Genomic DNA, 21,619 nt, shown 5'->3' with positions numbered 1-21,619 from the left:
ATTTAATCTAACAAAATGGCGATTTTGTTAGATAGGAAGAACGTGTAAAAAATGAAGGGGACTTATAGGTTTATATTTACAATATTTTGTTTGGCAATACCCTCAAGATAACAATTCAGGGATCAAGATCAAAGGAAATAAGGAGTTATGAGAAATATAGGTATAGTAGACAATCTGGTAGGTGATGGGTCTTTTTATCATTTGTATCAGCACCTATATTCTCTTTACTAATTTGGGTGTGGAAAATTATGAGGCTTTCTTACGTACAGAAACGTGTGATACTCCCACTCATGTTTTTCAGGAAGCTATGAAAACAAGAAATAACAGATATGAGTGCTATACGCAAAGTTATCTATTTTTTACACCAATACTTCATTTGTGTTGCTATCGATGATGTCGGAAAATGGGCAGCTATCTGTAGAGGATATTAAAGTGAAGAGTAAAGATGAACTTGGTATTTATATAGTTAGCAATATGGCTTTACTATTTTGAAATGTCTTAATATTAGTCAATGGTAATTAAAATATGTACTAAACTCGTATTATTAAATGAAACTATTTATGAACTATTTCACAAATGGGAGAAAAAATTATTAAATTTAGTATAATATAACTATAAATAAAAATAAAAATAATCAAATTGTCCTAATTGACAATGCGTGGTAAAATATTTTACGTGAATTAACAACATAAACAACATGACAAAAATAGCTGAGTGGGGAGGGGGCATATGAAAGATGAGAAACTTGTATATGAAGGAAGAAGATTTAGCAACGAGAAAGAGATGATTAATACACTGCTTCATGAGGCCAATAAAAAAATATTAGAGATCGATATGGGGAAATGCCAGAATAATATACAGGAGCGAAATAAAGCAAAATTTATGCTCATTCATCTTCAACATCATTTTGGGGAGTGCATTCCCCACGAAGTACGTCAGGTATACAACTCTTTATGGAGTCAAATGTACAGGCTTGAATATGAGAGTGGTTATAGACATCCGTACGTGAAGGAACTATTAGAGAAGCTTTTTAAAGAACAATTGGATAATTCTCATAAATATCGTTAAACAGTCAGACTTTTTTGGGAATTAAGGAGGGATTTTATGTTTAAACGTATCCGCCCTCAAATTTCTGCGCTCAAACTTGCAGAAAGAGGAACGAATATTGAATTTAAGGGAAGATTTAAAGATACACTGGTCTACAATCATTTTACAGAAGAAGATGAAAATATTCTGTCTCAAGTGAGAGAAATCGTAGAGGAATCAATCTCAGAAGCCGTCGATCTTTTTCATAAATACCTTATTGAGTTGAAGGAAGAAGGAGAACAGGAGATTCATACCGAGGAAATCGAACGATACCTTTATACCTTCTTTAATGAAAAAAGAGATAAAGAGTATGTAGATAAAATTATTCCTTTTTTTAATGAACTTCGGATAAGACGTTATAATGTAGGAAAGCTAATTGTGGCTTTCAATCAACTGCATTTCTTTTTGCAAATATCTTTATTTTCTAAAAAAACAATTTTGCCGTCAACCTATTTGCAATTAGCAGAAGTGTTACAGCGTGCTATCAATATCGAACATCAAGTATTAATTGAAGTATACACTGAAAAGATTATGGAACAAGTAGCTGAAGGAATTGCACGGTTGATGGATAAAAATTCTGAAATTATGCAAATTAAAGATTTAATTAGGAAACTCGATTTGCAAAATTCGGATACACAAACTGTAACGGCAGCAACAGAAGAGATGACAGCTTCAATTATAGAAGTTGCAAGTAATGCTACATCCGTAGCAGAAAAAACCGAAATGGCTGTATTGAAAGCGACAGAAGGAAAACAGGTAATTGAAAAGGCGCTTAACGATATTGTTCATACGGAAGAAGAATTCAAAAGTATTGTTGATAAATTTTCTTCTTTACAGAAGCATATTTCTTCTATCGTCAATGTCGTTGAAATTATTCGGGGTATTGCAGATCAAACCAATTTACTTGCACTCAACGCTTCTATTGAAGCAGCTAGAGCAGGTGAACATGGCCGCGGATTTGCCGTAGTGGCCGATGAGGTACGAAAACTTGCAGAAAGCACGGTTGATTCATTACATCAGGTTCATGTGAGTGCGGAAGATTTAAAAGTGTTTTCTTCAGATGTATCGAATACTATCGCGATAACTGCTGAATCTATAAAAAAAGGAGTAGATGAGGCAAAATTAGCTCTCCCTATTTTAACGGAAATTACGGAAGACATTCAGCGAATCAACGATGCAACCAGCAATACGGCAGCCATTTCCCAACAGCAAGCAGCTTCCATAGATGAAATCTCGCAACGTATGGTATCTATTAGCCAGCTTACAGAGGAGATTGGGGAGTTAGGAAAAGATACAGGGAAAACTGTGTACGAGCTTAGTAAAATGACAGAGTCGCTGCGAACAGAAGTATTCCGTAATAATATTAAGTTGTCTACCAGGGCATTGTTACAGTTAGCAAAGACAGACCATATTTTATGGAAATGGCGTATTTATAACATGATTCTTGGATATGAAATAGTACATCCGGAAGATGTGTCCTCCCATAAGGTTTGTCGATTGGGTAAATGGTATTTTGATGCTGCAACCCGCGAAAGAATTGGAGATCATAGCAGCTTTGAATTATTAGATATTCCACATCAACAGGTACACGAGCAGGCGCGATTGGCTGCAGAATCATATAAGAATGGAGATATTCCTCAAGCTGAAAATCATTTGCGTTTACTTTCTAAAGCTTCTGAAGAAGTGTTATCATATATTGATGATTTGTTAAAGTCTTTAAAATAATTTATGAGAAAGCCGTATTCGTTCGTGGAGTGAGGGAAGAGAAAGTGGAGAAGAGATAACAACGAATCAGCAGAAGGAAAAAGCAATCGCTTTTTCCCACTTTACAATTGCCCGTGCTTCTCTCCCCTTTTCTCTATTCCTCATACCACTATATAAATGTCGAAACTTCAAATTCGATTTATATATTAATTTGCCGCTGTTTCAGTTTCTTCGTAAATCGCTTCCCAGCCAGCCGGTGTGACGAAGATACGGATGCATTTGATTTTGCGGTCTTCGCACAGGGTGAACCAGTGGCGGGTGTATGCCGGCACGGAAATCAAATCGCCCGGCTCCATTACAACGTCGAAATAGCGTCCGTCATTGCCTTTCAATGTGAAAATACCGTGGCCGTCTACGCAGAAACGAACCTCGTCATCCGTATGGTGATGTTCTTCTTTAAATTTATCGAGCAGTGCTTCTAGATTCGGCGTTGCTTCTGAAAGTACCACAATGTCTTCTGTTTGATAGCCGCGGCGCGTGCTCAGGTCATCAATTTCAGCGCGGAATGCTTCGATAATTTGTTGTTTTTCTTCATCAGACAGTGTGTAATTTTCTTTTAATTTTTTATCCAGACGATCTACGCCCCATTTTTCGTAAATAACATCTTGTGTACTCAGAAATTCTTTGACTTCATTTCCTTTAACAATTTGTTTGTTTGTATCATGAAAAGTGATGTAAGCCATTTTATTTTCCCTCTCTTTCGAATCTTCTTTTTATAGTAATTGAATTATTGTCGCCCGGTTGCATGATAGGTTAGTGAATGTGTGTTTTGAATCGCTTGTTGTCCTGCAAGTGATCCAGCGAGATGGCGGACTTGTAGCCATTGCAGGTGATACGCGAACAGGAATTCAAATGCTTCCAAGTGACGTTTTGCTTCAAAATCACTGCCTCCCCAGGCATAAATGCCGTGGTTACGAATCAGTACACCCGGCACTCGTGGGTAGAGTGCGCGTTCCACCTCTTCTGCAAGACGGGAGATATCAGCATAGTTTTCGACGATTGGAATGCGAATTTCGGCGCCTTCTTCCCATATGCCAAGCCCTTTGATGAGTTCCTGATTGTGCAGTGTCACATATCCCTGATCGCCGTATAGTTCAGAGATGATATTATTAGGAATTGTATGAACATGGAATACGGCGCCTGTCTCCGGAATATTGCGATAGATAGCCGTGTGGATTTGAGTCTCCGCCGACGGTTTCAATGAGGTTGTCTCATACGGTTTGCTGTTTTCGTCCACGACCAGATAGTCGTGCGGCGTGCAGATTGTTTTATCTTTGCCGCTCGCCGTTACTGCCAAAAGCAACGGAGAGGAGCTAATCTTGATGGATAGGTTGCCGCTTGTGCCAGGGAACCAGTCCCTGGCCGCAAACGCCAATTTCACTTTATCCAATTGTTGAAAGACCTGTTGGCGTGTTTCGTGTGTGTATACGCTCATTGGGTTACCTCCGTTCGCGTAATAAAATCAGTCAGCGCTTCTATGCAGTCATGGAAATTCGAAAAAGGTTTATAGCCAATGCCAAGTTCTTCGCATTTTTCTTTTAAATAGTCGCGGGCAATAACCGCATCGGCGATTTTCGCCCCTTCAAGGTCGGTAATGCTGTCGCCGATAACGACTTTAAAATAGCGCTCGCTATCGTAGCGGCGAATGATGGTCGTTTTACACATTCCACAATCCACATCACAATGCTCGTCGCATGAATACGGGTAGATAATCTCAATGTTATCGCCGGAAAAGTCGCTTCGATTGCAGTAAATGGTATCAATTTTCTCTGTATAAGCCGCAAGAATCGGTTCAATGAAAAAGTCGATGCCGTTGCTTGTAATCAGCAGCCGGATGTTTTGCTTCTGGCAGTAATCGACGAAATCATCGAATCCATCGCGTATGCGGGCACGGTTCAATACGAAGTCGGTCACCTCCTGCCTGCGCGTGCTCGGTATAAGCTGAAACAAGTCGTACACACCGGCACGCAGACTGGTTTTCTTAGCGAAAATGTCGTCTACAATCGGCTTCCATTGTTCTTCCGAAACAAACTCGCGCATGATGTCGACAATGTTGTCCTTCTCAGTAATTGTCCCATCAAAATCACAAAAGATAACAATCTGTTTGTTCATGTTATGCGCTACCCCATTTCTCAAGCGCCAGAGCAAGCGGCTGGCTTGATTTTGCGCCTTCGGCAAGCGTTTGACCCTGCACAACCGCGTCGATGGCGGCACGAAAGGCACGGGCCCCGTCTGCCGTACCGTTTGGGTGGCCATGTACGCCGCCGCCGGCATTAACGATTACATCCGTTCCGAAATCTTCATACAGTTTGGCAACCAGGCCCGGATGAATGCCTGCGGAAGGCACCGGGAAGGCGGATTTGTGTACACCGTTAGATGATCGTGCATGCTCGGCAATCGCGAGAGCTTCCGTACGGTCCAGAGCAACCGATCCGTACGGAGACGGATACAAAATTAGGTCCGCGCCCGCAAGACGCATCAGTTTACCAAGCAAGAGCGAAGAGGCGATACCGTATTCATCTGCGGCGTAGAAAGCTCCGGCCATCGCAGGATGTGCCATAAGCGGTACGCTAATGTCCGGATCTTCTGCCAGACGGTGCAAAATATCGAAACCGTACGGCAGTACATTCAGCAGCAGGCAGTTAGCTCCGCGTTCAATTGCATATTTTGCTTTATCCACCAATTGGTGCACTGGGCCGGTCAGGTTGGCTGCATATAGCACAGGGCGCCCGGCCGCTTCGATGATTCGATTATAGGCGGCCAATCGTTCGGCCAGCGGTGCTTTATCGTCCACAAAGAAGATTTCATCGTCTTTTACCAGGTCGACCCCGCCTTCTATTTGTGCCGCGAACTGTGTTTCCAATTCGCCGAGCGGAAGGCCTAAGCAGGATTTGAAAATACTCATCAATAGCGGACGGTCATGGACGTCCACCAATTCTCTGATGCCCGCGATCCCGAATTTCGGTCCGGGGAACTGGGCCAGCAGGGAAGGAGGAAAGTCGATGTCCACCAGCTTGATTTTTCCGTCCATGGATAACTTGCCGAACACTGTAGTCAGCAGAGCCGGAATATCGGGAGTAATATTTCCCGTCGGATATTGAATGGCGATGATACCCTGCTGGAGGCCATCTTTTTCTTCTGTAATCGTTACGCTGCCGACTGTGCCCAGGTAAGGAGCCAGCACTTCCTGACGGGCGAGCGGCAGGTCGGTCCAACTGCCGACAGTCATGCCTACTGCGATGGCTTCGGCTTTTTTATATAAATCTTTCGCTTCGGTTAGATAACTGACAGTAATATATTCGCTCATTGTCTCTTCATCCTTTCCGGAAAAACAAAAACGCTCTCTTTCTGAAAGAAAGAGAGCGGTACGTTCAAAGCTTCGAACTTCACGGTCTTATCTTTCAGAATGAATGATCCATTCTGCAGGAATTAGCACCTTGCTCGCCGTCTTTAAAAAGACACAAGCAGGTTGCCGGGCTTCATAGGGCCAGTCCCTCAGCCTTCTCGTGATAAGAAAGATGAAATTGTCTGTGTTTAATAATAGTTTGAAATTGTTAATATGTCAATAGATTTTATTCTTCTTCTCCCTGGTGATTATGGAATGTGTGCACAAGTTTGCTTAATCTCTCAAGCTGGTTGGCGTATTCAAGAATTTCTGCCACCACAGGGAATAAATGGCGCCATTGTCCGTCATCTTTTGGATCAGGCGTATCTTTCACTTCAGGGTACAGCGTCATGAAGCTGTGCAGCAGTTGGTTGTTTTCCCGGAGTATTTCGTCCGGAAGATGCCAGTCTTCCCGCGGTTTTAAAATGCCGTCATATGTCAACAAAATATTTTTATGATATTCCGTCAAAGCCTCCAACTGACTTTGGATGAGCGGAAAAAGGTGATGTCCCGGTTGGAAAGAAGAATAAATATGGCGCTCGAATGTGCGCAGCATATCCATTTCTTTATGAAGTACCGTCATCATCTGCTTAAAAATGACCCGCTTTTTTTGGCCGGAGTATGTGAACTTGCGCAGCTTGGTGACTTCTTCTGTGTACAAATCGTACAGCTGGTCCATCGTTTTGAAATTGGATTTGATTTTATCCTTTTCTTCCCGGAATACTTTTTCTTCCATCTCACTGTGGATAAGTGTTCGCATCAGTATGGAGAATTTCTCCCCTGTTTCCGAGATTTCTTTAAATAATCTCCGCTCGTAATGAGGAGGGATAAACAGAGCGTTAACCACCGCTGCTGAAAAGACCCCTATAACGGTAAGCAAGAAACGATTCCCTGCAAAGTAAAGATAACTGCCTTCTGTCGTTTCCATTACGGCAATAACAGTTACTACGCTAAGCACAAGACTGCTTTCCAGCTTAAGGCGCAGATTGATGATGATGACGAGCATCACGACGATGCCCACGACAAGCGGTTCCGCACCCAGAAAGTATGTTGCCGTTATACCCAGAATAGCACCAATAAGATTGGCTTCCATCTGTTCCTTCAGGCTTTTCAACGTACGATATACGGTTGGTTCAATACTTAGCGTAGCTGCAATAGCCGCAATAACAGGAGGCTTTAAATCAAACCATTGACAGACAAGCAGCGCCAGAATAAGGGCGATTCCTGTCTTTAAAATACGTGCTCCGACGCGCATAATTCCTCCAAACAGTAGCTTTGCTAATAATGTATATTACCACGGTTCCTAAAAAAAGCAACAAAAAAAGAGCAGCCGCCCCTGGGAGAAGGACGGCTGCCGTATAGGTGGTAATCACACTGCATAATTGGGAGCTGCAGGTGAAAATTATACGCGAAAAATTATTCGGTAGCGATAGACGGATCGGCCTGTTCTTTCATCGGTGACAGCATAATGAAGTGCTGTTCGACGTTATCCAACAGTTTCTGGATTTGGGCTGCTTTCTCCTGTTGGCCGCTTGCTTCCAGCTCGTCAATGTATTCGCCGAGCAGGTAGGCGAGGTCTTCTTTGCCTTTAGCATTCAGCGAGTCGAGTGTGACTTTAGCCGCTTTTGCAATGCGGCGCTCGATTGCAGCTTTATCAAGTCCCATCTCCGGCTGAAGACGCAGATACACCGTACCGCCGGTCATACCGGAACAAATCCATGGACCCGGGTCACCCAGCACAACGGCACGCCCGTTTGTCATATACTCGAAGGCAAAGCCCTTGATATTGGCCCGTGCACCGATACCGCCCAGTTCATCGTTAATCGGCTCTTGCAGTTCACCACCGATGACGACATCAGCCCCTGACAGGCGGATGCAGGCACGGGCGTCCGCATTTCCTTGTACAATATACAGACCTTTTTGGGCGCCATAGCAGAAGCTCTTGCCCACAGAACCGTTAATAAATTGGCGATGTGCATTCATCGATTTCATGATAGCTATACGGCCGCCGAAGCCGGTCTTACCGACACCGTCCTGTGCGCCGCCATATACACGAATCGATACGCCTTCCGCATTGAAAGCGGCAAGCCCGTTCCCCGGCACGCTCCCGTTCTTGAAGGTAAGAGATACCTCCGGCAGATTTACGTAGCTGCCGTCCAGATACGGTTTCACACGGGCGCCGGAGTAGCGGCTGCCCAGTACACGCTGGTCGCTTAGAACATTAGTAAATGTTTCGTTAATCGGCGCATGTGGAGAAGCATAACTGTCTTGTGCTTCATATCCTTCGGCACCTACAGCGACCAGGACTTTTGATTCGACACGTGCCGGATCACTCAGCGGGAACGGGGCGCTTGCGAGCAGAGCCGTCAAATCCATTTGTTCTTTTCCGCGTTCCTGTACAAGCAGGTCTGCGCGGCCTACCATGTCCTGTGTACGCTCGAATCCAAGCTCGGCAGTAATGCGTTGTACCTCCTGGCCAATTTGAGTAAAGAGGCGTTTTAAGTTATCTACTGCTACATCAAATACACGAGGTACGAAGCGGCGCAAGCCATGTTCTTTGGCTTCTTCGACAGACTCGATTTGCGTTGCAATACCTACGTGGCAAGTATCAAGATGGCAGCCGCGGCATGTCGTACAGCCGACTGCTAGCATGGCGAGCGTACCGAATCCGATGCGGTTGGCGCCGAGCAGTATCATTTTGACCACGTCATGGCCACCTTTAATTCCGCCGTCAGCCCATAATTCTACCTTATCACGGAGTCCGGCTTCGATAAGCGCCGTGTGCGCTGCCTTTACACCGATTTCTACCGGAAGGCCGACATGCTGCAGCGCATGGACACGCGCGGCACCCGTACCGCCGTCGAAACCGCTCAATGTGATGAAATCCGCGCCCGCTTTGGCAATACCGACCGCGATAGTGCCGATATTCGGTACAACAGGCACTTTGACACACACTTTTGCTTCGCTGTTCGCGGTTTTTAATTCGGTAATAATCTGCGCCAGATCCTCAATCGAATAGATATCATGGTTGTTTGACGGGGAAATCAAGTCAGACCCGAGCGTTGCGTTCCGTGCCGCTGCAACTTTCGCTGTTACTTTTTTGCCCGGCAGATGTCCGCCTTCACCCGGTTTCGCACCCTGCCCGATTTTAATCTCAAGCAGGTTGGACGAGTTCGCCAGCTCTACATTTACTCCGAAGCGTCCGGAAGCAACTTGCTGTCCGCGGGTTCTCGGGTACTTGCCGAGCATGTCTTTAATCTCGCCGCCTTCACCGTTAAAGCTAATCATGTTCAACTGGTCTGCCGCTTCGGCATAAGCGCGGAATGCAACTTCATTCTGCGAACCGAACGACATAGACGAAATCATAAAGGGCAGGCTGTGTTCGCCGATAGAGACGTCCACTTGCTCCGGCGCTACCTTTTTGTTTGCTTTCGACACATTAAACTCCGTTAGATGACGGATGGATAGCGGATTTTGTCGTTCTTGCTCCAACAACTTCTCCGCAAAATCGGCGTACGGCAGACTTCCTGAGGCCACTTCACCGATAGACTTCCAGACACGCGGCCACAGATGGAAGATTTTTGCCGGGCGTGCTTTCTCATCATTCGCTTCTTCATAACGTTTCTTGCTGTCCGCTTCCAGTTCGGCGAATGAGGTACCGGCTTTATCACTGCCGCAGAAATTAACGATATCAAGCACATCAGCCACTTCATCACGAAGACCGATGGAAGAGAAGAGGCGTGCATAGCCGCGAAGTTCATGAATACCAATGGTGGAAATCACTTTTTCCAGCCCTTTATTCAATGCGTTAAAGAGATTTTCGACGGAAGCCGCTCCTTCCTTCGAGAAAACGGTCGCAAACAGCAGGTACGGCGCTACCGCATCTGCGCCCAGTCCGAGCGCTACTGCTAAATCGTGCAAGTTGCGAATGGAACCGGAGCGGATAATAAGGCTTGCCTGACGGCGCAAGTTATCGTTGCCTCTTGATCCCGCTTTTTTCAATGCGCGATCGACCTTGGAGATTACCAGATGCGGATCGATCCAGTATTGGTTCTCCTGATGAGCCATGCTGTCGTCGAACAGCAGAATACGTGCCCCGTTCTTCACCGCCTCTACCGTGCTTTGTGCAATGCGATCGAGCGCTTGCGGCATCGTCTCTCCATCTGTAAAGTATACCGGCAGAATGTGGGCCTCTGTCCCGAAATGCTCCATTAATTGTTCAAGTGAAACGGTATTAAGCTTATCGGCCAGTTCTTGCAGGCTTTTTCCTTCAACCAGCAAAGGGGAAGGAAGCTCAAGCGCTTTGGTCAGGTTACCTGATTGCGGGAAGAGTCCAGGGCGTCCGCCCAACACGACGCGAGTAGAGAAGTGCTCCATTTCACGCTCACGGTCGATCGCCGGATTGGTAACGACTGCAACGCTTTCTTTAATGAAATCGGCGATATTTTGCCGCACATCCGCAATGGCAGCCAGAGGCGCGTCATGCCCAAGGGAACGAATCGGTTCCGCGCCATTGGTGGACATCTGCTCTGCCAATTGGATGTGTTCACGCTCCCATCCGTAAGCGGCATATTGTTGGTTGGTTACCGTTTTGATATCATCATGAGGTGCTTTGGCAGCCAAAGGAGTTTCCGTAAAATGAAGCTGGCTGCGGAAACCGGTGAAATCAGCGCGTTTGCTGGAACGTTCCAGCACGATATTTTGCAGCTCATGATGAGGAATAATTGTAACTGGTTGGCCCGGATTGAGCTGTACGCCCACTTTTTCGCCCGGCGCGAGCGCTTTCGGCTCGTTAACCATTTCGTATACCGGGATAACCCCCTGCTCGGAAGAGAAATACAATGATGTCTCGCTTTCTACCATCCATACTGGACGCAAGCCCAGCGCGTCTACGCTAAATACGCACTCGTTGGCGTAACGGGAGACAATTCCGGCCGGGCCCTGTGCATAATGGCCCCATGTTTGACGGTAGTATACGTATAAATCCTGCAGTTCAGGTCGCAGGTTCTTCATCTCGTTAATAATCGGCGGGAAAACCATTTCTAGCGCTTCAAACAGGGACATATCATAACGGTGAATAAGTGTCTCGATGGTACGGTTCATATTCTGCGAATCGCTGCCCCCGTCTACCAGATCAACGTTAAGCATATCGCCTTCATCTTCCAATTTACGTATCGTATTAATTTCCCCGTTATGTCCAAGAATCGTAAACGGCTGTACGCGGAAGAAGTTGGACAGCGTGTTAGTGGAATAACGGTTATGCCCTATCGTTACGGACGAAGCGAATTCCGGCTCCTGGATGTCCAAGAAGTATTCCGGAAGAATGTTGGCTGCGCCCATGACTTTATAAGAAGCCGAATGATTGCTCAGGGAAGCGACATGAACATTATGCTTTTTCTCGATTGCAATCAACAATTCAAATAACGCTTTTTCGATAACGGCTGGTCCTTCATATTTACAAGCGAGCTGCCAGAATACAGGCTCGTCGGCGCGACCATTCTTGCCGAGCACTTCGCTGTTTACGGCGTTTCTCTGCTCCAATTCAATGGAAAGACCTTCCTGTTTGAACATGCCGCGGATATCTTCCATTACACTCTCAACATTATGGCCCTTATTCGGAATAAAAATATGGGCCACAGCGAAAGAAGGGGAGTATGCCAGTTCAGCCGCTTTTCCGGCATCTGCGAGCTTTTTAGCCCAAAGTTCCCGGGGGATGTCGCTCAGAATGCCGCAACCGTCACCTTCGCCGTCGATGAAACCGGAACGATGTTCCATCTTTACAAGACCGTCGATAATTTTGGAGATATTATCGCGATGAGGTTTTCCGTTCTTCTCTATGATAGCGATAATGCCACAGCTATCGTGCTCTTCTGCCAGGTGATTGCGGAAATTACCGAAATCTGCTCTCTTCATCGTTTCGGTCAGCTAAACTGACCTTCACCTCCTAATAAACAATAGTCTCTCACACGAAAAGTAAAGACCGTTTTTCTTTGTATAGGTCGGTCTCCAGAAAAAACGAACGTTATACATTCGTTTATAAAACAGTTCGATAAGAAAAACAAAACAGAACTGTCAAAAAAGTAAGTATAGAATATCATGAAATGTTACTTTCTACAATATCAATTTGATTAATTATTCAAATGAAAACGCTTTTATTTATGAAACCTTAACAATTAGAATAATTTAGAATATAAATAACAATAGTTAAAAAGCGAACAATAATGTTTTATTGTATTTAAATATTCGGATGATAATACGCATTTTCCATTAATGATCAAAATTATCCTTCGATTTTCCTTAGATGTCATATTATGTGACAAAAACGTTGGGATTTAATAATATTTGCCTATACAAAAAGGGCGCAATTAACAATTGCACCCTTGATGAGAAAATTCATTGCATATTTATTATTTTTTTTGTATTTTAATAAAAGCCTTCTTTGCGGCTTCAACTGTATAAATGATATCGTCTTCCGTATGGGATGTTGTAATGAACCACGCCTCATACTTAGAGGGAGCGAGGCAGATGCCTTCTTCAAGAATGGCGCGGAAGAACCGGGCGAACATGTCGCCGTCGGCTGTATTGGCATCATCATAATTTTTCACAGGCTTATCTGTAAAATACATAGCCAGCGCACCGACTACCCGGTTGATGGTTACAGGGACGCCCGCTTCGTCGGCTGCTTGCTTAAGACCCTCGCCCAGCATTTTGCCCAGACGATGCATTTCTTCATAGACGCCAGGCTGTTCAAGTACTTCCAGGCAAGCGATGCCAGCCTGCATCGACAGTGGATTTCCGGCATGCGTACCCGCCTGGTAAGCCGGTCCGAGTGGCGCCACTTTTTCCATGATTTCTTTCCGCCCGCCATATGCACCGATCGGAAGGCCGCCTCCGATGATTTTGCCAAGAGCCGTCAAGTCCGGTTCAATACCTAACAGGTTTTGCGCTCCGCCGTACATAAAGCGGAATCCGGTAATCACTTCATCGTAGATAACAAGTGCTCCGGCTTCGTGAGTGATACGATTCACCTCTTCCAGGAAACCTTCTTCCGGTGCTACGATGCCGAAGTTGCCGACAATCGGTTCCACTAGTACGCCGGCCACTTGCTCGCCCCATTTTTCCATCGCCTGGGCAAATGCATCGATATCGTTGTATGGTACGGTAATGACTTCATCTGCGATGGACTGCGGAATACCTGCGCTATCCGGTATGCCAAGCGTGGAAGGCCCGGAACCAGCGGCAACTAGCACAAGATCGGAATGGCCGTGATAGCAGCCTGCAAACTTCATAATTTTATTGCGCCCCGTATAGGCACGTGCTACACGAATGGTTGTCATCACTGCTTCTGTACCGGAATTGTTGAACCGAATTTTCTCCATGGAAGGAATAGCCTCGCGGATTTTACGGGCGAAGACGGTTTCCCATGGTGTTGGGGTACCGTATAATACGCCATTTTTTGCTGCGGAGATAATCGCTTCCGTAATATGAGGATGCGCATGACCGGTGATAATCGGGCCGTATGCGGCCAGATAGTCTATGTACTTATTGCCGTCGACATCCCAGAAGTACGCGCCTTCCGCTCTCGCCATAGTGACAGGCGCGCCGCCGCCTACCGCTTTAAAAGCGCGGGAAGGACTATTGACGCCTCCGACGATGACATCGAGCGCCTCATGATATAATTCTTCAGAACGTGTGAAATCCAAGATTTATTCCTCCTAATGATAGTGTCCATATTTAAAGATACGTTATATAGATGAAAGTTGGAAGGAGAAGAAGCTGGATATAAACAAAATTAACCCGTTTGACTTTAATGCCATGAACAAAAACGGTATGATAGCTGATGGAGCAAAAACGGAGGGAAGGTACAATGCTGAGAATTGAAGCGAAAGGACTCACAAAAGTGTTTAAATCATATAACAGCCGTCCGGGGCTTGCAGGGGCATTCCGCGATTTATTCAACCGCCAGTACCGCACCATGCGGGCCGTCGACGGAATTGACCTGGAAATCGCCCCCGGTGAGATTGTGGGCTATATCGGAGAGAACGGAGCGGGTAAGTCGACCACCATCAAAATGCTGACCGGAATTTTGATGCCGACGTCCGGTTATCTGCGTGTAAACGGCATGGATCCGCATCGGGAGCGGGAGAAGTTCGTGCGGACAATCGGTGTGGTGTTCGGCCAGCGCAGTCAACTCTGGTGGGATATCGCCGTGCAGGAATCGTTTACCCTGCTGAAGAAAGTATACCGGCTCACGGATGAAGAATATAAACGTCATATGGGGCATGTCATTGAAGTACTGGAAATCGAAGAGCTTCTAACCAAGCCGGTGCGGAAGCTTAGCCTCGGTCAGCGCATGCGTTGCGAACTGGCGGCTGCACTTATTCATAACCCACCGCTGTTGTTTTTGGACGAGCCGACGATCGGTTTGGATGTACTGGTCAAATTGAAAATTCGTGACTTCCTCAAGGAAATCAACCGGACATACGGAACAACGATTTTATTGACGACTCATGATTTATCGGACATCGAGGCGCTTTCGTCGCGGGTCGTCATGCTTGATAGCGGAAAAATCATCTATGACGGCGGATTAAATGAACTTCGCACGACATGGGGCAGCGAGAAAAGAGTCATGATTGAATTTACAGAGCCGGCTGAAGTAGAGGAGCTGGAACGCCTGACAGACACGCTGCCGGTGACATGGCAAAAAGAGAACGCGGTCCGTTTTCGTGCGTTGTTCGGCGAAGAAGATGTCGCTGTTTCCGATTTGCTGTCCCGCATTATCTCCCGTTATGAGGTGAAAGACATCTCCATTGAAGCGGTAAGTACGGAAGAGATTGTGCGCAATATCTATCAAGAGGGGATTATCAATGTTTAGCATGTACGCGGAAATTATCCGCATTCGTTTTCTAACCATGCTTGCATACCGCGTGAATTATTATAGCGGCATTATCGTTTACAGCATTAACATTGGGGCGTACTACTTCTTGTGGAACGCGATTTACGGCGGCCAGCCAAGTATGGGAGGCTTAACCTCGCAGCAGATGGTTACATATGTGGCGATTAGCTGGATGGCCCGCGCGTTTTACTTCAATAATATTGACCGGGAAATGGCGTTGGATATTAAAGAAGGAAAAGTAGCCATCGAGATGATTCGTCCTTATAGCTACCTAACCGTTAAACTTATGCAAGGGTTCGGTGAAGGGCTGTTCCGTCTGCTGTTTTTTTCCGTGCCGGGCATGCTGCTTGTCAGTTTTATTTTTCCGATTCAGTATCCTGACAGTGCAGCGACATGGAGCTGGTATTTGTTTAGTCTGCTGATGAGCTTCGTAATTAATACGCAAATTAACCTGATTACCGGGCTATTGACGTTTTTCTTCTATAATAACGAAGGAATTATGAGAGCCAAACGCGTAATTGTCGATTTATTTTCGGGGCTGATTTTGCCGATTAGCTTTTATCCGGAGTGGGCGCAAGAGATTTTGAAATATCTTCCGTTCCAGGCGATTAGCTATTTACCCGGTATGATTTTCACCGGCGCAATGAAAGGCGAGGAGATTTATTCGGCGTTGCTGGTACAGTCTACATGGGTTATCCTGTTGCTTCTTCCTGCGTGGATGATGTGGCGGTACGCCCGCAAAAGTGTAGTCATTCAAGGTGGTTGATGCGGAACATGTCCGACATAGGCTTCCTTTATCGATAAAGGAGGCCTTTTTCTTTATAGGTTTTTTCTTTTAAAAATTTGTGGTTAAAAGCGACTAGGGTAAGGTAAAAAATGGGATTTAACACTCAAATATGACTATAGTTACAAGGCCTGTTATTACTTTAAAATAATGGTTAAGGTATAAAATCTAGCTTACTATAATTGCAACTCTTTCTAACTATATGTATGAACAGGAGATAAGAATTTATATCTATCATAATTATAAAAATACAATAGAAGAACTGTGAGGAAAGGGATGGAATTTTTACGTGAAACAATATACCTTCGTAAGTAAAATTATGCTGGCTTTGACGCTGGGTGCTTTAAGTGTTTTTCCAAAACAGGTATGGGCGGCTGAGACCGCCGGAGAAGCAAAAGAAATAAGTAACGTAAACAGTTACCTGCCGAGAGACATTGAGCATCATTGGGCAGGGGATAAAGTGTATGATTTAATCCATGCCGAAATTGTGAAGGGATATGTGGAAGGGGACAGAGCGGTTATAATTAAACCGGACAAAAAGATTACGCGTGCTGAATTCGTTTCTCTGCTTGTCAGCGCGCTTGGTTTGAAGCAGGACCGGGAGCAGGAACCGCGCGCCTTTTCCGACATCGAGCCGAATCAATGGTATTCTAAGCCGGTCAATATTGCCAGTTCACTCGGTATTGTAAAAGGGGTAACGGAGACAACATTCGGACCGAATCGCAATATTACACGCGGAGAGATTGCTGCATTTATTACGCGCGCGTTTGCTTATACGATAGCATTTGATGAAGCGAACACAAAACCGTTCAAAGATGTCGGATGGTCGTACTGGGCCAAACGGGAAGTGGCAAAAGCCAGCTCGGTGAAGATTATTAGCGGGTATCCGAATGGAACTTTTAAGCCATTCGAATACGCAACGCGTGCCGAAGCAATGGTGATGCTATCCAATGCGCTGTATTTAGAGGAAAATGCGGTACCGTCGGATAAAACCTTGCTTGAAGCCGTAAAAACAGGCGAGGAAGAGGAAGGGCGGGCGTTGCAGGCGCTTGATTTGACGCGATTAAAAGAAATCAGCGACAGCCGCTATATAGGATACCATAAAGCGACCCGTGAACTGACCTCTGCCGTACTTCGCAAGTTTAAAGAAGCAGGATACAATGTGGAAGTTACCCGTGAAGGTACATTAAACGCCAAAGTCATCGGTAAATGGAACCGGATTGCCGTCGTGGAAGTGGACGGGGTAAAATATCATCTCAAAGCGAGCAAAGAAGGCGAAGAAAGTTTGGAGAACACGCAGACAATTAAAGGCGTTGTTATGCTGAAAAAAAATCCAGCGACCGGAGGATGGAACGTTTATACATCGGATATTCCGTTTTTGTTTACGGAAGAAATGCTTTCCGTACTTGGAATCCAATAACAGTGAGAAGCAGGGCGCCAATAAGACAGATTTTCTTATGGCTTGAATTAGCATAAGCGAGTATTTCCCACGGAAATCTCTTTCGCATATTGACTTGCCGGGCGTAAAGCATACCATTAAGATGGATAGGTGTTCATGCGGTGCACGGGGCAAGGAGGGATTTTGTGTTTTATCTTTCGCTTTTTTGGGATTATCTTAAACAATATTTTAAAATGCGGTTTGCTTATCGTCTGGATTTTATAAACGGAATTGTCTCGGATTTTATATTTCAGGTTACGAATCTGGTGTTTATTCTGGTTGTCTTTCAGCATACGACGCTGCTGAAAGGATGGACCCGTGATGAGATTATCTTTATTTATGGTTTTTTTCTTGTGCCATATGCGGTGTTTTCTACCTTCTTCAATCTATGGGAATTCCAGGAGAAATATATTATCAAAGGAGAGATGGACCGAATATTAACCCGACCGGCACACAATCTTTTTCAGGTAATGCTAGAGACGATGGATCCTCAATCACTGGTGGGTGCGGTGACCGGCATCGTAATTATGATATATGCCGGGCTGCATATGGGAATTGATATCTCATGGTATGATCCTTTGGTATTTATTTTGCTAGTTGTCTCCGGTGCCCTGGTATATGGTGGCGTCTATACAGCCATTGCGGCCATCGGCTTTTTCTCCGACTCGAAGACGGGAATTTCGCCAATGATTTGGAATATACAGAGCTACGGGCGTTATCCGGTTAATATTTATAATAAGGTTATCCGTTTTCTGCTGACATGGATCTTACCGTTTGCGTTTGTGGGAGTTTATCCGGCGGCGTATTTCTTGGAACGGGAAGAGTATTATTCTTATACGCTGCTAACGCCTGTGATCGGTGTTGTATTTTTCGTGATGGGTGTCATGATATGGAATTACGGGGTTAAACATTATCGGGGGGCAGGTTCCTAATGACAGGAGCATGTCCTTCCTTTGTTTTATCAGGCAAAAGTTGATAAGATGAAGGGGAATAAATTCTACGGGAATGGAGGAATACATAATGGCAAACGCAGTGGTTGGACAAGAGGCCCCGGATTTTACACTTCCGGCAAGCAATGGGAAAAATGTGTCTTTGCATGATTTCCGAGGCAAAAATGTAGTGCTGTATTTTTATCCGAAAGATAACACGCCGGGCTGCACGAAGGAATCGTGCGATTTTCGCGATAAAGCAGAAGAATTTACCGCCAAAGATACGGTAATTTTAGGTGTGAGTACAGATAGTTTGACGTCTCATGATAAGTTTATTAAAAAGTACAATCTGCCGTTTCTGCTGCTGAGTGATACGGAAGCCGAAGTGTCCAAGTTGTATGATGTATATAAACTAAAAAAGAATTTTGGCAAGGAATACATGGGAATTGAGCGCTCGACGTTTATCATCGATAAAGAAGGTCGCCTGAGGAAAGAGTATCGCAAGGTGAAAGTGGATGGACACGTAGACGAAGCGCTGCAGTATATCTCGGAGAATCTGTAATTCAGAAAGAGGCAGGAGCCTGGACGAAAGGGTGAGGGACAGCGTATGGGCGTCGCTCATTATGATTGGACAGAATACTATGACATCGTTTCCAATGGATTGGAAGGCGATATAGCGTTCTATACGGAATTGGCGCTTCAATCAGGAGGAGCGGTATTGGATTTGGCGTGCGGTACCGGCCGGATGTCCATTCCGCTGGCGCTCAAGGGAGTGGAGGTTGTTGGTGTCGATTCCTCTGAGAAAATGCTTGAGAAAGCGCGTGCTAAGGCAGAAATGGCGTGTGTAAGCGATAAATTGCAATTTATGCATGGCGATATGCGTACATTTGAATTGAATCGTACATTTCCGTTGGTGATAATTCCGTATCGGTCTTTTTTGCATCTTCTTTCGGTTAAAGATCAGATGGCTGCGCTGCGTCAAGTGCGAAAGCATCTTACGGACGACGGCTTGCTTGGGTTGAATGTGTTTGTTCCGACAATTAAGCATCTATATGAACAGGATGAAAAAAGTTCGACGCGCGGAATTTACACGATTCCAGGGAGCGATGATCGGTTGGTGGTCTGGGACTATACACGCTATGATCATTTTCAGCAAATCGCCGAGATTATCCGGCAGTATGAACGTACGGACCGGGATGGCGTCGTTGTACAACGCGTGGTAACTCCGTTTCACATTCGATACATTTTTCCGGCGGAGATGCATCATTTGTTGCGCTTGGCAGGATTCAGTGTCGTAGGGCGTTACGGTGATTTTGCTAAAGGAGCATTTGGACCGGAAAGTTCTGAGTTGATTTTGGTTGCCAAAAAGCGGTAGGCCTGTTTCTGGGGAGAGGAAGTGATAAAAGAAATGAAGATTATATCCACGGCTAAAATGAGTGGGCGTCATCAAGAGAAATTGGTAACGTCATATCCTCACCATCAGTTTCACTTTTATGCTTCGATGAAAGAAGCGCAAGCTGATGTAATGGATGCAGATATATTGGTTACATACGGGGAAGATTTGACACCGGAGAATATTCCGGAAATGCAAAAACTAAAATGGATTCAAGTGCTAAGTGCAGGAGTGGACATGATGCCTCTGTCGCTATTAGCTGATCGCGGCATACTGGTAACGAATGCGAGCGGAATTCATAAAATCCCTATGGCTGAATATACGTTTGGCGTCATGCTGCAGGTGGCACGCAAAATGAATGAACTGTATGAGAAGCAGCGCAATAGCGAATGGGATCGCAGTATTCGGGTGGAAGAACTGTACGGTAAGACTCTGGGGATCATCGGAGTAGGAGCGATCGGTGAGGAAATTGCGCGCCGTGCTCAGGTGTTTGGCATGAAGGTGCTGGGCGTGAGCAGGAGCGGGACATTAAAATCAGGGTGTGATGAGATGTATGCGCAGAAGGACTTGCTCACTGTTCTTCCGCGTTGCGACTATATCGTGGTCATCGTGCCTCTGACGGAAGAAACCCGCAACCTTATCGGACGTACCGAGTTGGAAGCCATGAAGGAAAGTGCTGTGCTGATCAATATTGCCAGAGGGGCGGTCCTTGATGAAGAAGCATTGGTTACACATCTTCAAGAAGGGAAGCTGAAAATGGCAGTCCTTGATGTATTCTCGGAAGAACCTCTGCCGAAATCATCTCCGTTTTGGCAGTTGGAAAATTGCCTGGTGACACCTCATATGTCGGGACGTTCGCCTTTTTATATGGAGCGTGCATTAGAGATTTTTCATCATAACCTTACTGCATATGATAAAGAGGCGGAGTCGGACATGATGAATGTCATTGATTGTCGTCGAGGATATTAAGGTAAGAGGGACATTAATAAAAAGGAAAGATGGCGGGAGGGAACAGGTATGAAGATTTATACAAAGTCGGGAGATAAGGGAGAGACTAGTCTGGTCTACGGTATGCGCGTTCCTAAGTATGATCCGCGCGTTGAGGCATATGGAACCTGTGATGAAGCTAATTCGGCGATTGGGCTTGCGCTTTCCCATATGCCTGAAGGGAATGAATGGCAGGAGTTTTTCTCTGTATTTCATATTGTGCAGACGAAACTATTTCATATAGGTGCCGAACTGGCCACGCCTGCTGGCAAAGAAGTAGGGTGGAAAATTGAAGAGGCAGATGTAGAGTATCTGGAGAAGATGATTGACAAGTGGGATGCAGAGCTTCCTGCATTAACGAATTTTGTTCTTCCCGGCGGATGTCCGGCAGGAGCGGGCTTGCATTTTGCACGAACGGTTGTGCGCCGGGCGGAACGCAAAGCGATTTCCGTCGGTGAACAGCTGGAAGTTAATCCTGTCGTTATTCGCTACCTAAACCGTCTATCCGACTTTTTGTTTGTCGCAGCCCGCTATGTGAATCAGAAGATAGGCAAACCCGAACCGACCTTGCATCAAAATGAAAAGAAACAGTAAGAAGGTGCGATACTAATCCGTGTAACATGTAAAGGTGTAAAAGGGGAGAGGGCCGGAGGTACTTCTCCTTTTTTGTATTGAATTTATTGTTTGGGTATGATAACATATTACATGCTCATACGCTAAATAGTTAATTTGTGCATATTAGGATACAAAAGGAAATAAAAAAAGTTCTTGCACTGTTGGTGAGTATGTGATATATTATAAAAGTCGCTGCTGAAACGCGACGATGCATGAAAGAATGAGTTCCTTGAAAACTGAACAGTACCACTCGATGTGTGCGAGTAAAACAAACCCATAAAAGTGTGGTGAATGCTTTTATGGGGCCCGAAACAATTTCGTTTCAATTACTTAAGCTAGCTT

General features: G+C 45.4%; 17 protein-coding genes and 1 riboswitch. Of the genes, 10 read left to right on the top strand and 7 right to left on the bottom strand.

The annotated features are described in order from the left end of the window. Positions 1 to 729 precede the first annotated feature (729 nt). Together B2899_RS12815 and B2899_RS12810 are read left to right on the top strand one after the other, a co-directional pair. The gene (locus B2899_RS12815; RefSeq protein ID WP_146812484.1) at positions 730 to 1,068 is read left to right on the top strand and encodes a hypothetical protein; all 339 of its coding nucleotides are present in this window, start codon (positions 730 to 732) and stop codon (positions 1,066 to 1,068) included. A 36-nt stretch (positions 1,069 to 1,104) separates the two neighbouring features. After that, the gene (locus B2899_RS12810) at positions 1,105 to 2,811 is read left to right on the top strand and encodes a globin-coupled sensor protein (RefSeq protein WP_286886315.1); all 1,707 of its coding nucleotides are present in this window, start codon (positions 1,105 to 1,107) and stop codon (positions 2,809 to 2,811) included. Positions 2,812 to 2,996: 185 nt separating this feature from the next. On the opposite strand, the gene B2899_RS12805 is transcribed toward B2899_RS12810, so the two are convergent. The 7 genes from B2899_RS12805 to B2899_RS12775 all read right to left on the bottom strand — a co-directional run bounded on the left by B2899_RS12805 (position 2,997) and on the right by B2899_RS12775 (position 13,938). Then, entirely contained in the window at positions 2,997 to 3,533 is a 537-nt protein-coding gene (locus B2899_RS12805) for a 1,2-dihydroxy-3-keto-5-methylthiopentene dioxygenase (protein WP_146812010.1), read from the bottom strand. Positions 3,534 to 3,577: 44 nt separating this feature from the next. Continuing rightward, a complete protein-coding gene (locus B2899_RS12800; RefSeq protein ID WP_146812009.1) occupies positions 3,578 to 4,285 on the bottom strand; it encodes a methylthioribulose 1-phosphate dehydratase in 708 nt (235 codons plus the stop codon). Next, positions 4,282 to 4,962, bottom strand: coding sequence for an MtnX-like HAD-IB family phosphatase (locus tag B2899_RS12795; protein ID WP_146812008.1), 681 nt, complete (start codon positions 4,960 to 4,962; stop codon positions 4,282 to 4,284). Before B2899_RS12795 ends, B2899_RS12800 begins: the two co-directional genes overlap by 4 nt. 1 nt (position 4,963) lies before the next feature. Further along, positions 4,964 to 6,157, bottom strand: a complete 1,194-nt coding sequence (locus B2899_RS12790) for a 2,3-diketo-5-methylthiopentyl-1-phosphate enolase (RefSeq protein WP_286886306.1) — start codon at positions 6,155 to 6,157, stop codon at positions 4,964 to 4,966. A gap of 84 nt (positions 6,158 to 6,241) precedes the next feature. Further along, positions 6,242 to 6,366: riboswitch (SAM riboswitch) on the bottom strand. A 56-nt stretch (positions 6,367 to 6,422) separates the two neighbouring features. Beyond that, the gene (locus B2899_RS12785; protein WP_286886304.1) at positions 6,423 to 7,490 is read right to left on the bottom strand and encodes an FUSC family protein; all 1,068 of its coding nucleotides are present in this window, start codon (positions 7,488 to 7,490) and stop codon (positions 6,423 to 6,425) included. Between the two features lie 161 nt (positions 7,491 to 7,651). Next, positions 7,652 to 12,148, bottom strand: a complete 4,497-nt coding sequence (locus B2899_RS12780) for a glutamate synthase-related protein (RefSeq protein WP_286886303.1) — start codon at positions 12,146 to 12,148, stop codon at positions 7,652 to 7,654. Between the two features lie 494 nt (positions 12,149 to 12,642). After that, positions 12,643 to 13,938, bottom strand: a complete 1,296-nt coding sequence (locus B2899_RS12775) for a glutamate-1-semialdehyde 2,1-aminomutase (RefSeq protein WP_286886301.1) — start codon at positions 13,936 to 13,938, stop codon at positions 12,643 to 12,645. A 164-nt stretch (positions 13,939 to 14,102) separates the two neighbouring features. Between B2899_RS12775 and B2899_RS12770 the strand changes: the two genes are divergently transcribed. The 8 genes from B2899_RS12770 to B2899_RS12735 all read left to right on the top strand — a co-directional run bounded on the left by B2899_RS12770 (position 14,103) and on the right by B2899_RS12735 (position 21,256). Next, on the top strand, positions 14,103 to 15,110 hold the full coding sequence (locus B2899_RS12770; protein ID WP_286886299.1) for an ABC transporter ATP-binding protein: 1,008 nt from the start codon (positions 14,103 to 14,105) through the stop codon (positions 15,108 to 15,110). Further along, the gene (locus B2899_RS12765) at positions 15,103 to 15,897 is read left to right on the top strand and encodes an ABC transporter permease (protein ID WP_286886297.1); all 795 of its coding nucleotides are present in this window, start codon (positions 15,103 to 15,105) and stop codon (positions 15,895 to 15,897) included. The genes B2899_RS12770 and B2899_RS12765 overlap by 8 nt, the downstream gene beginning before the upstream one ends. A 307-nt stretch (positions 15,898 to 16,204) precedes the next feature. After that, on the top strand, positions 16,205 to 17,335 hold the full coding sequence (locus tag B2899_RS12760) for an S-layer homology domain-containing protein (RefSeq protein WP_286886295.1): 1,131 nt from the start codon (positions 16,205 to 16,207) through the stop codon (positions 17,333 to 17,335). A gap of 164 nt (positions 17,336 to 17,499) precedes the next feature. Further along, positions 17,500 to 18,285 carry an ABC transporter permease gene (locus tag B2899_RS12755; protein WP_146812000.1) on the top strand — a complete coding sequence of 262 codons (786 nt, stop codon included), beginning with the start codon at positions 17,500 to 17,502 and terminating at the stop codon, positions 18,283 to 18,285. Between the two features lie 88 nt (positions 18,286 to 18,373). Next, positions 18,374 to 18,844: a thioredoxin-dependent thiol peroxidase gene (gene bcp / locus B2899_RS12750; RefSeq protein ID WP_146811999.1), complete on the top strand. Its 471-nt coding sequence runs from the start codon at positions 18,374 to 18,376 to the stop codon at positions 18,842 to 18,844. Positions 18,845 to 18,889: 45 nt separating this feature from the next. Then, positions 18,890 to 19,657, top strand: coding sequence for a class I SAM-dependent methyltransferase (locus B2899_RS12745; RefSeq protein ID WP_146811998.1), 768 nt, complete (start codon positions 18,890 to 18,892; stop codon positions 19,655 to 19,657). 33 nt (positions 19,658 to 19,690) lie between these two features. Next, positions 19,691 to 20,644, top strand: coding sequence for a D-2-hydroxyacid dehydrogenase (locus B2899_RS12740; protein WP_146811997.1), 954 nt, complete (start codon positions 19,691 to 19,693; stop codon positions 20,642 to 20,644). 48 nt (positions 20,645 to 20,692) lie between these two features. After that, positions 20,693 to 21,256: a cob(I)yrinic acid a,c-diamide adenosyltransferase gene (locus tag B2899_RS12735; protein WP_286886290.1), complete on the top strand. Its 564-nt coding sequence runs from the start codon at positions 20,693 to 20,695 to the stop codon at positions 21,254 to 21,256. Positions 21,257 to 21,619 lie beyond the last annotated feature (363 nt).

Source organism: Aneurinibacillus sp. UBA3580 (assembly GCF_002375825.1).
Lineage (GTDB): Bacteria > Bacillota > Bacilli > Aneurinibacillales > Aneurinibacillaceae > Aneurinibacillus > Aneurinibacillus danicus.
Note: the sequence above shows the minus strand (reverse complement) of the source record. Positions and strands in the feature narration are given on the sequence as shown.

Coding starts and splice junctions, on each gene's coding strand:
- B2899_RS12765 (WP_286886297.1), top strand. CDS start 15,103: ATGTTTAGCATGTACGCGGAAATTATCCGCATTCGTTTTCTAACCATG.
- B2899_RS12790 (WP_286886306.1), bottom strand. CDS start 6,157: ATGAGCGAATATATTACTGTCAGTTATCTAACCGAAGCGAAAGATTTA.
- B2899_RS12805 (WP_146812010.1), bottom strand. CDS start 3,533: ATGGCTTACATCACTTTTCATGATACAAACAAACAAATTGTTAAAGGA.
- B2899_RS12745 (WP_146811998.1), top strand. CDS start 18,890: ATGGGCGTCGCTCATTATGATTGGACAGAATACTATGACATCGTTTCC.
- B2899_RS12770 (WP_286886299.1), top strand. CDS start 14,103: ATGCTGAGAATTGAAGCGAAAGGACTCACAAAAGTGTTTAAATCATAT.
- B2899_RS12795 (WP_146812008.1), bottom strand. CDS start 4,962: ATGAACAAACAGATTGTTATCTTTTGTGATTTTGATGGGACAATTACT.
- B2899_RS12735 (WP_286886290.1), top strand. CDS start 20,693: ATGAAGATTTATACAAAGTCGGGAGATAAGGGAGAGACTAGTCTGGTC.
- B2899_RS12740 (WP_146811997.1), top strand. CDS start 19,691: ATGAAGATTATATCCACGGCTAAAATGAGTGGGCGTCATCAAGAGAAA.
- B2899_RS12800 (WP_146812009.1), bottom strand. CDS start 4,285: ATGAGCGTATACACACACGAAACACGCCAACAGGTCTTTCAACAATTG.
- B2899_RS12810 (WP_286886315.1), top strand. CDS start 1,105: ATGTTTAAACGTATCCGCCCTCAAATTTCTGCGCTCAAACTTGCAGAA.
- B2899_RS12780 (WP_286886303.1), bottom strand. CDS start 12,148: ATGAAGAGAGCAGATTTCGGTAATTTCCGCAATCACCTGGCAGAAGAG.
- B2899_RS12785 (WP_286886304.1), bottom strand. CDS start 7,490: ATGCGCGTCGGAGCACGTATTTTAAAGACAGGAATCGCCCTTATTCTG.
- bcp (WP_146811999.1), top strand. CDS start 18,374: ATGGCAAACGCAGTGGTTGGACAAGAGGCCCCGGATTTTACACTTCCG.
- B2899_RS12815 (WP_146812484.1), top strand. CDS start 730: ATGAAAGATGAGAAACTTGTATATGAAGGAAGAAGATTTAGCAACGAG.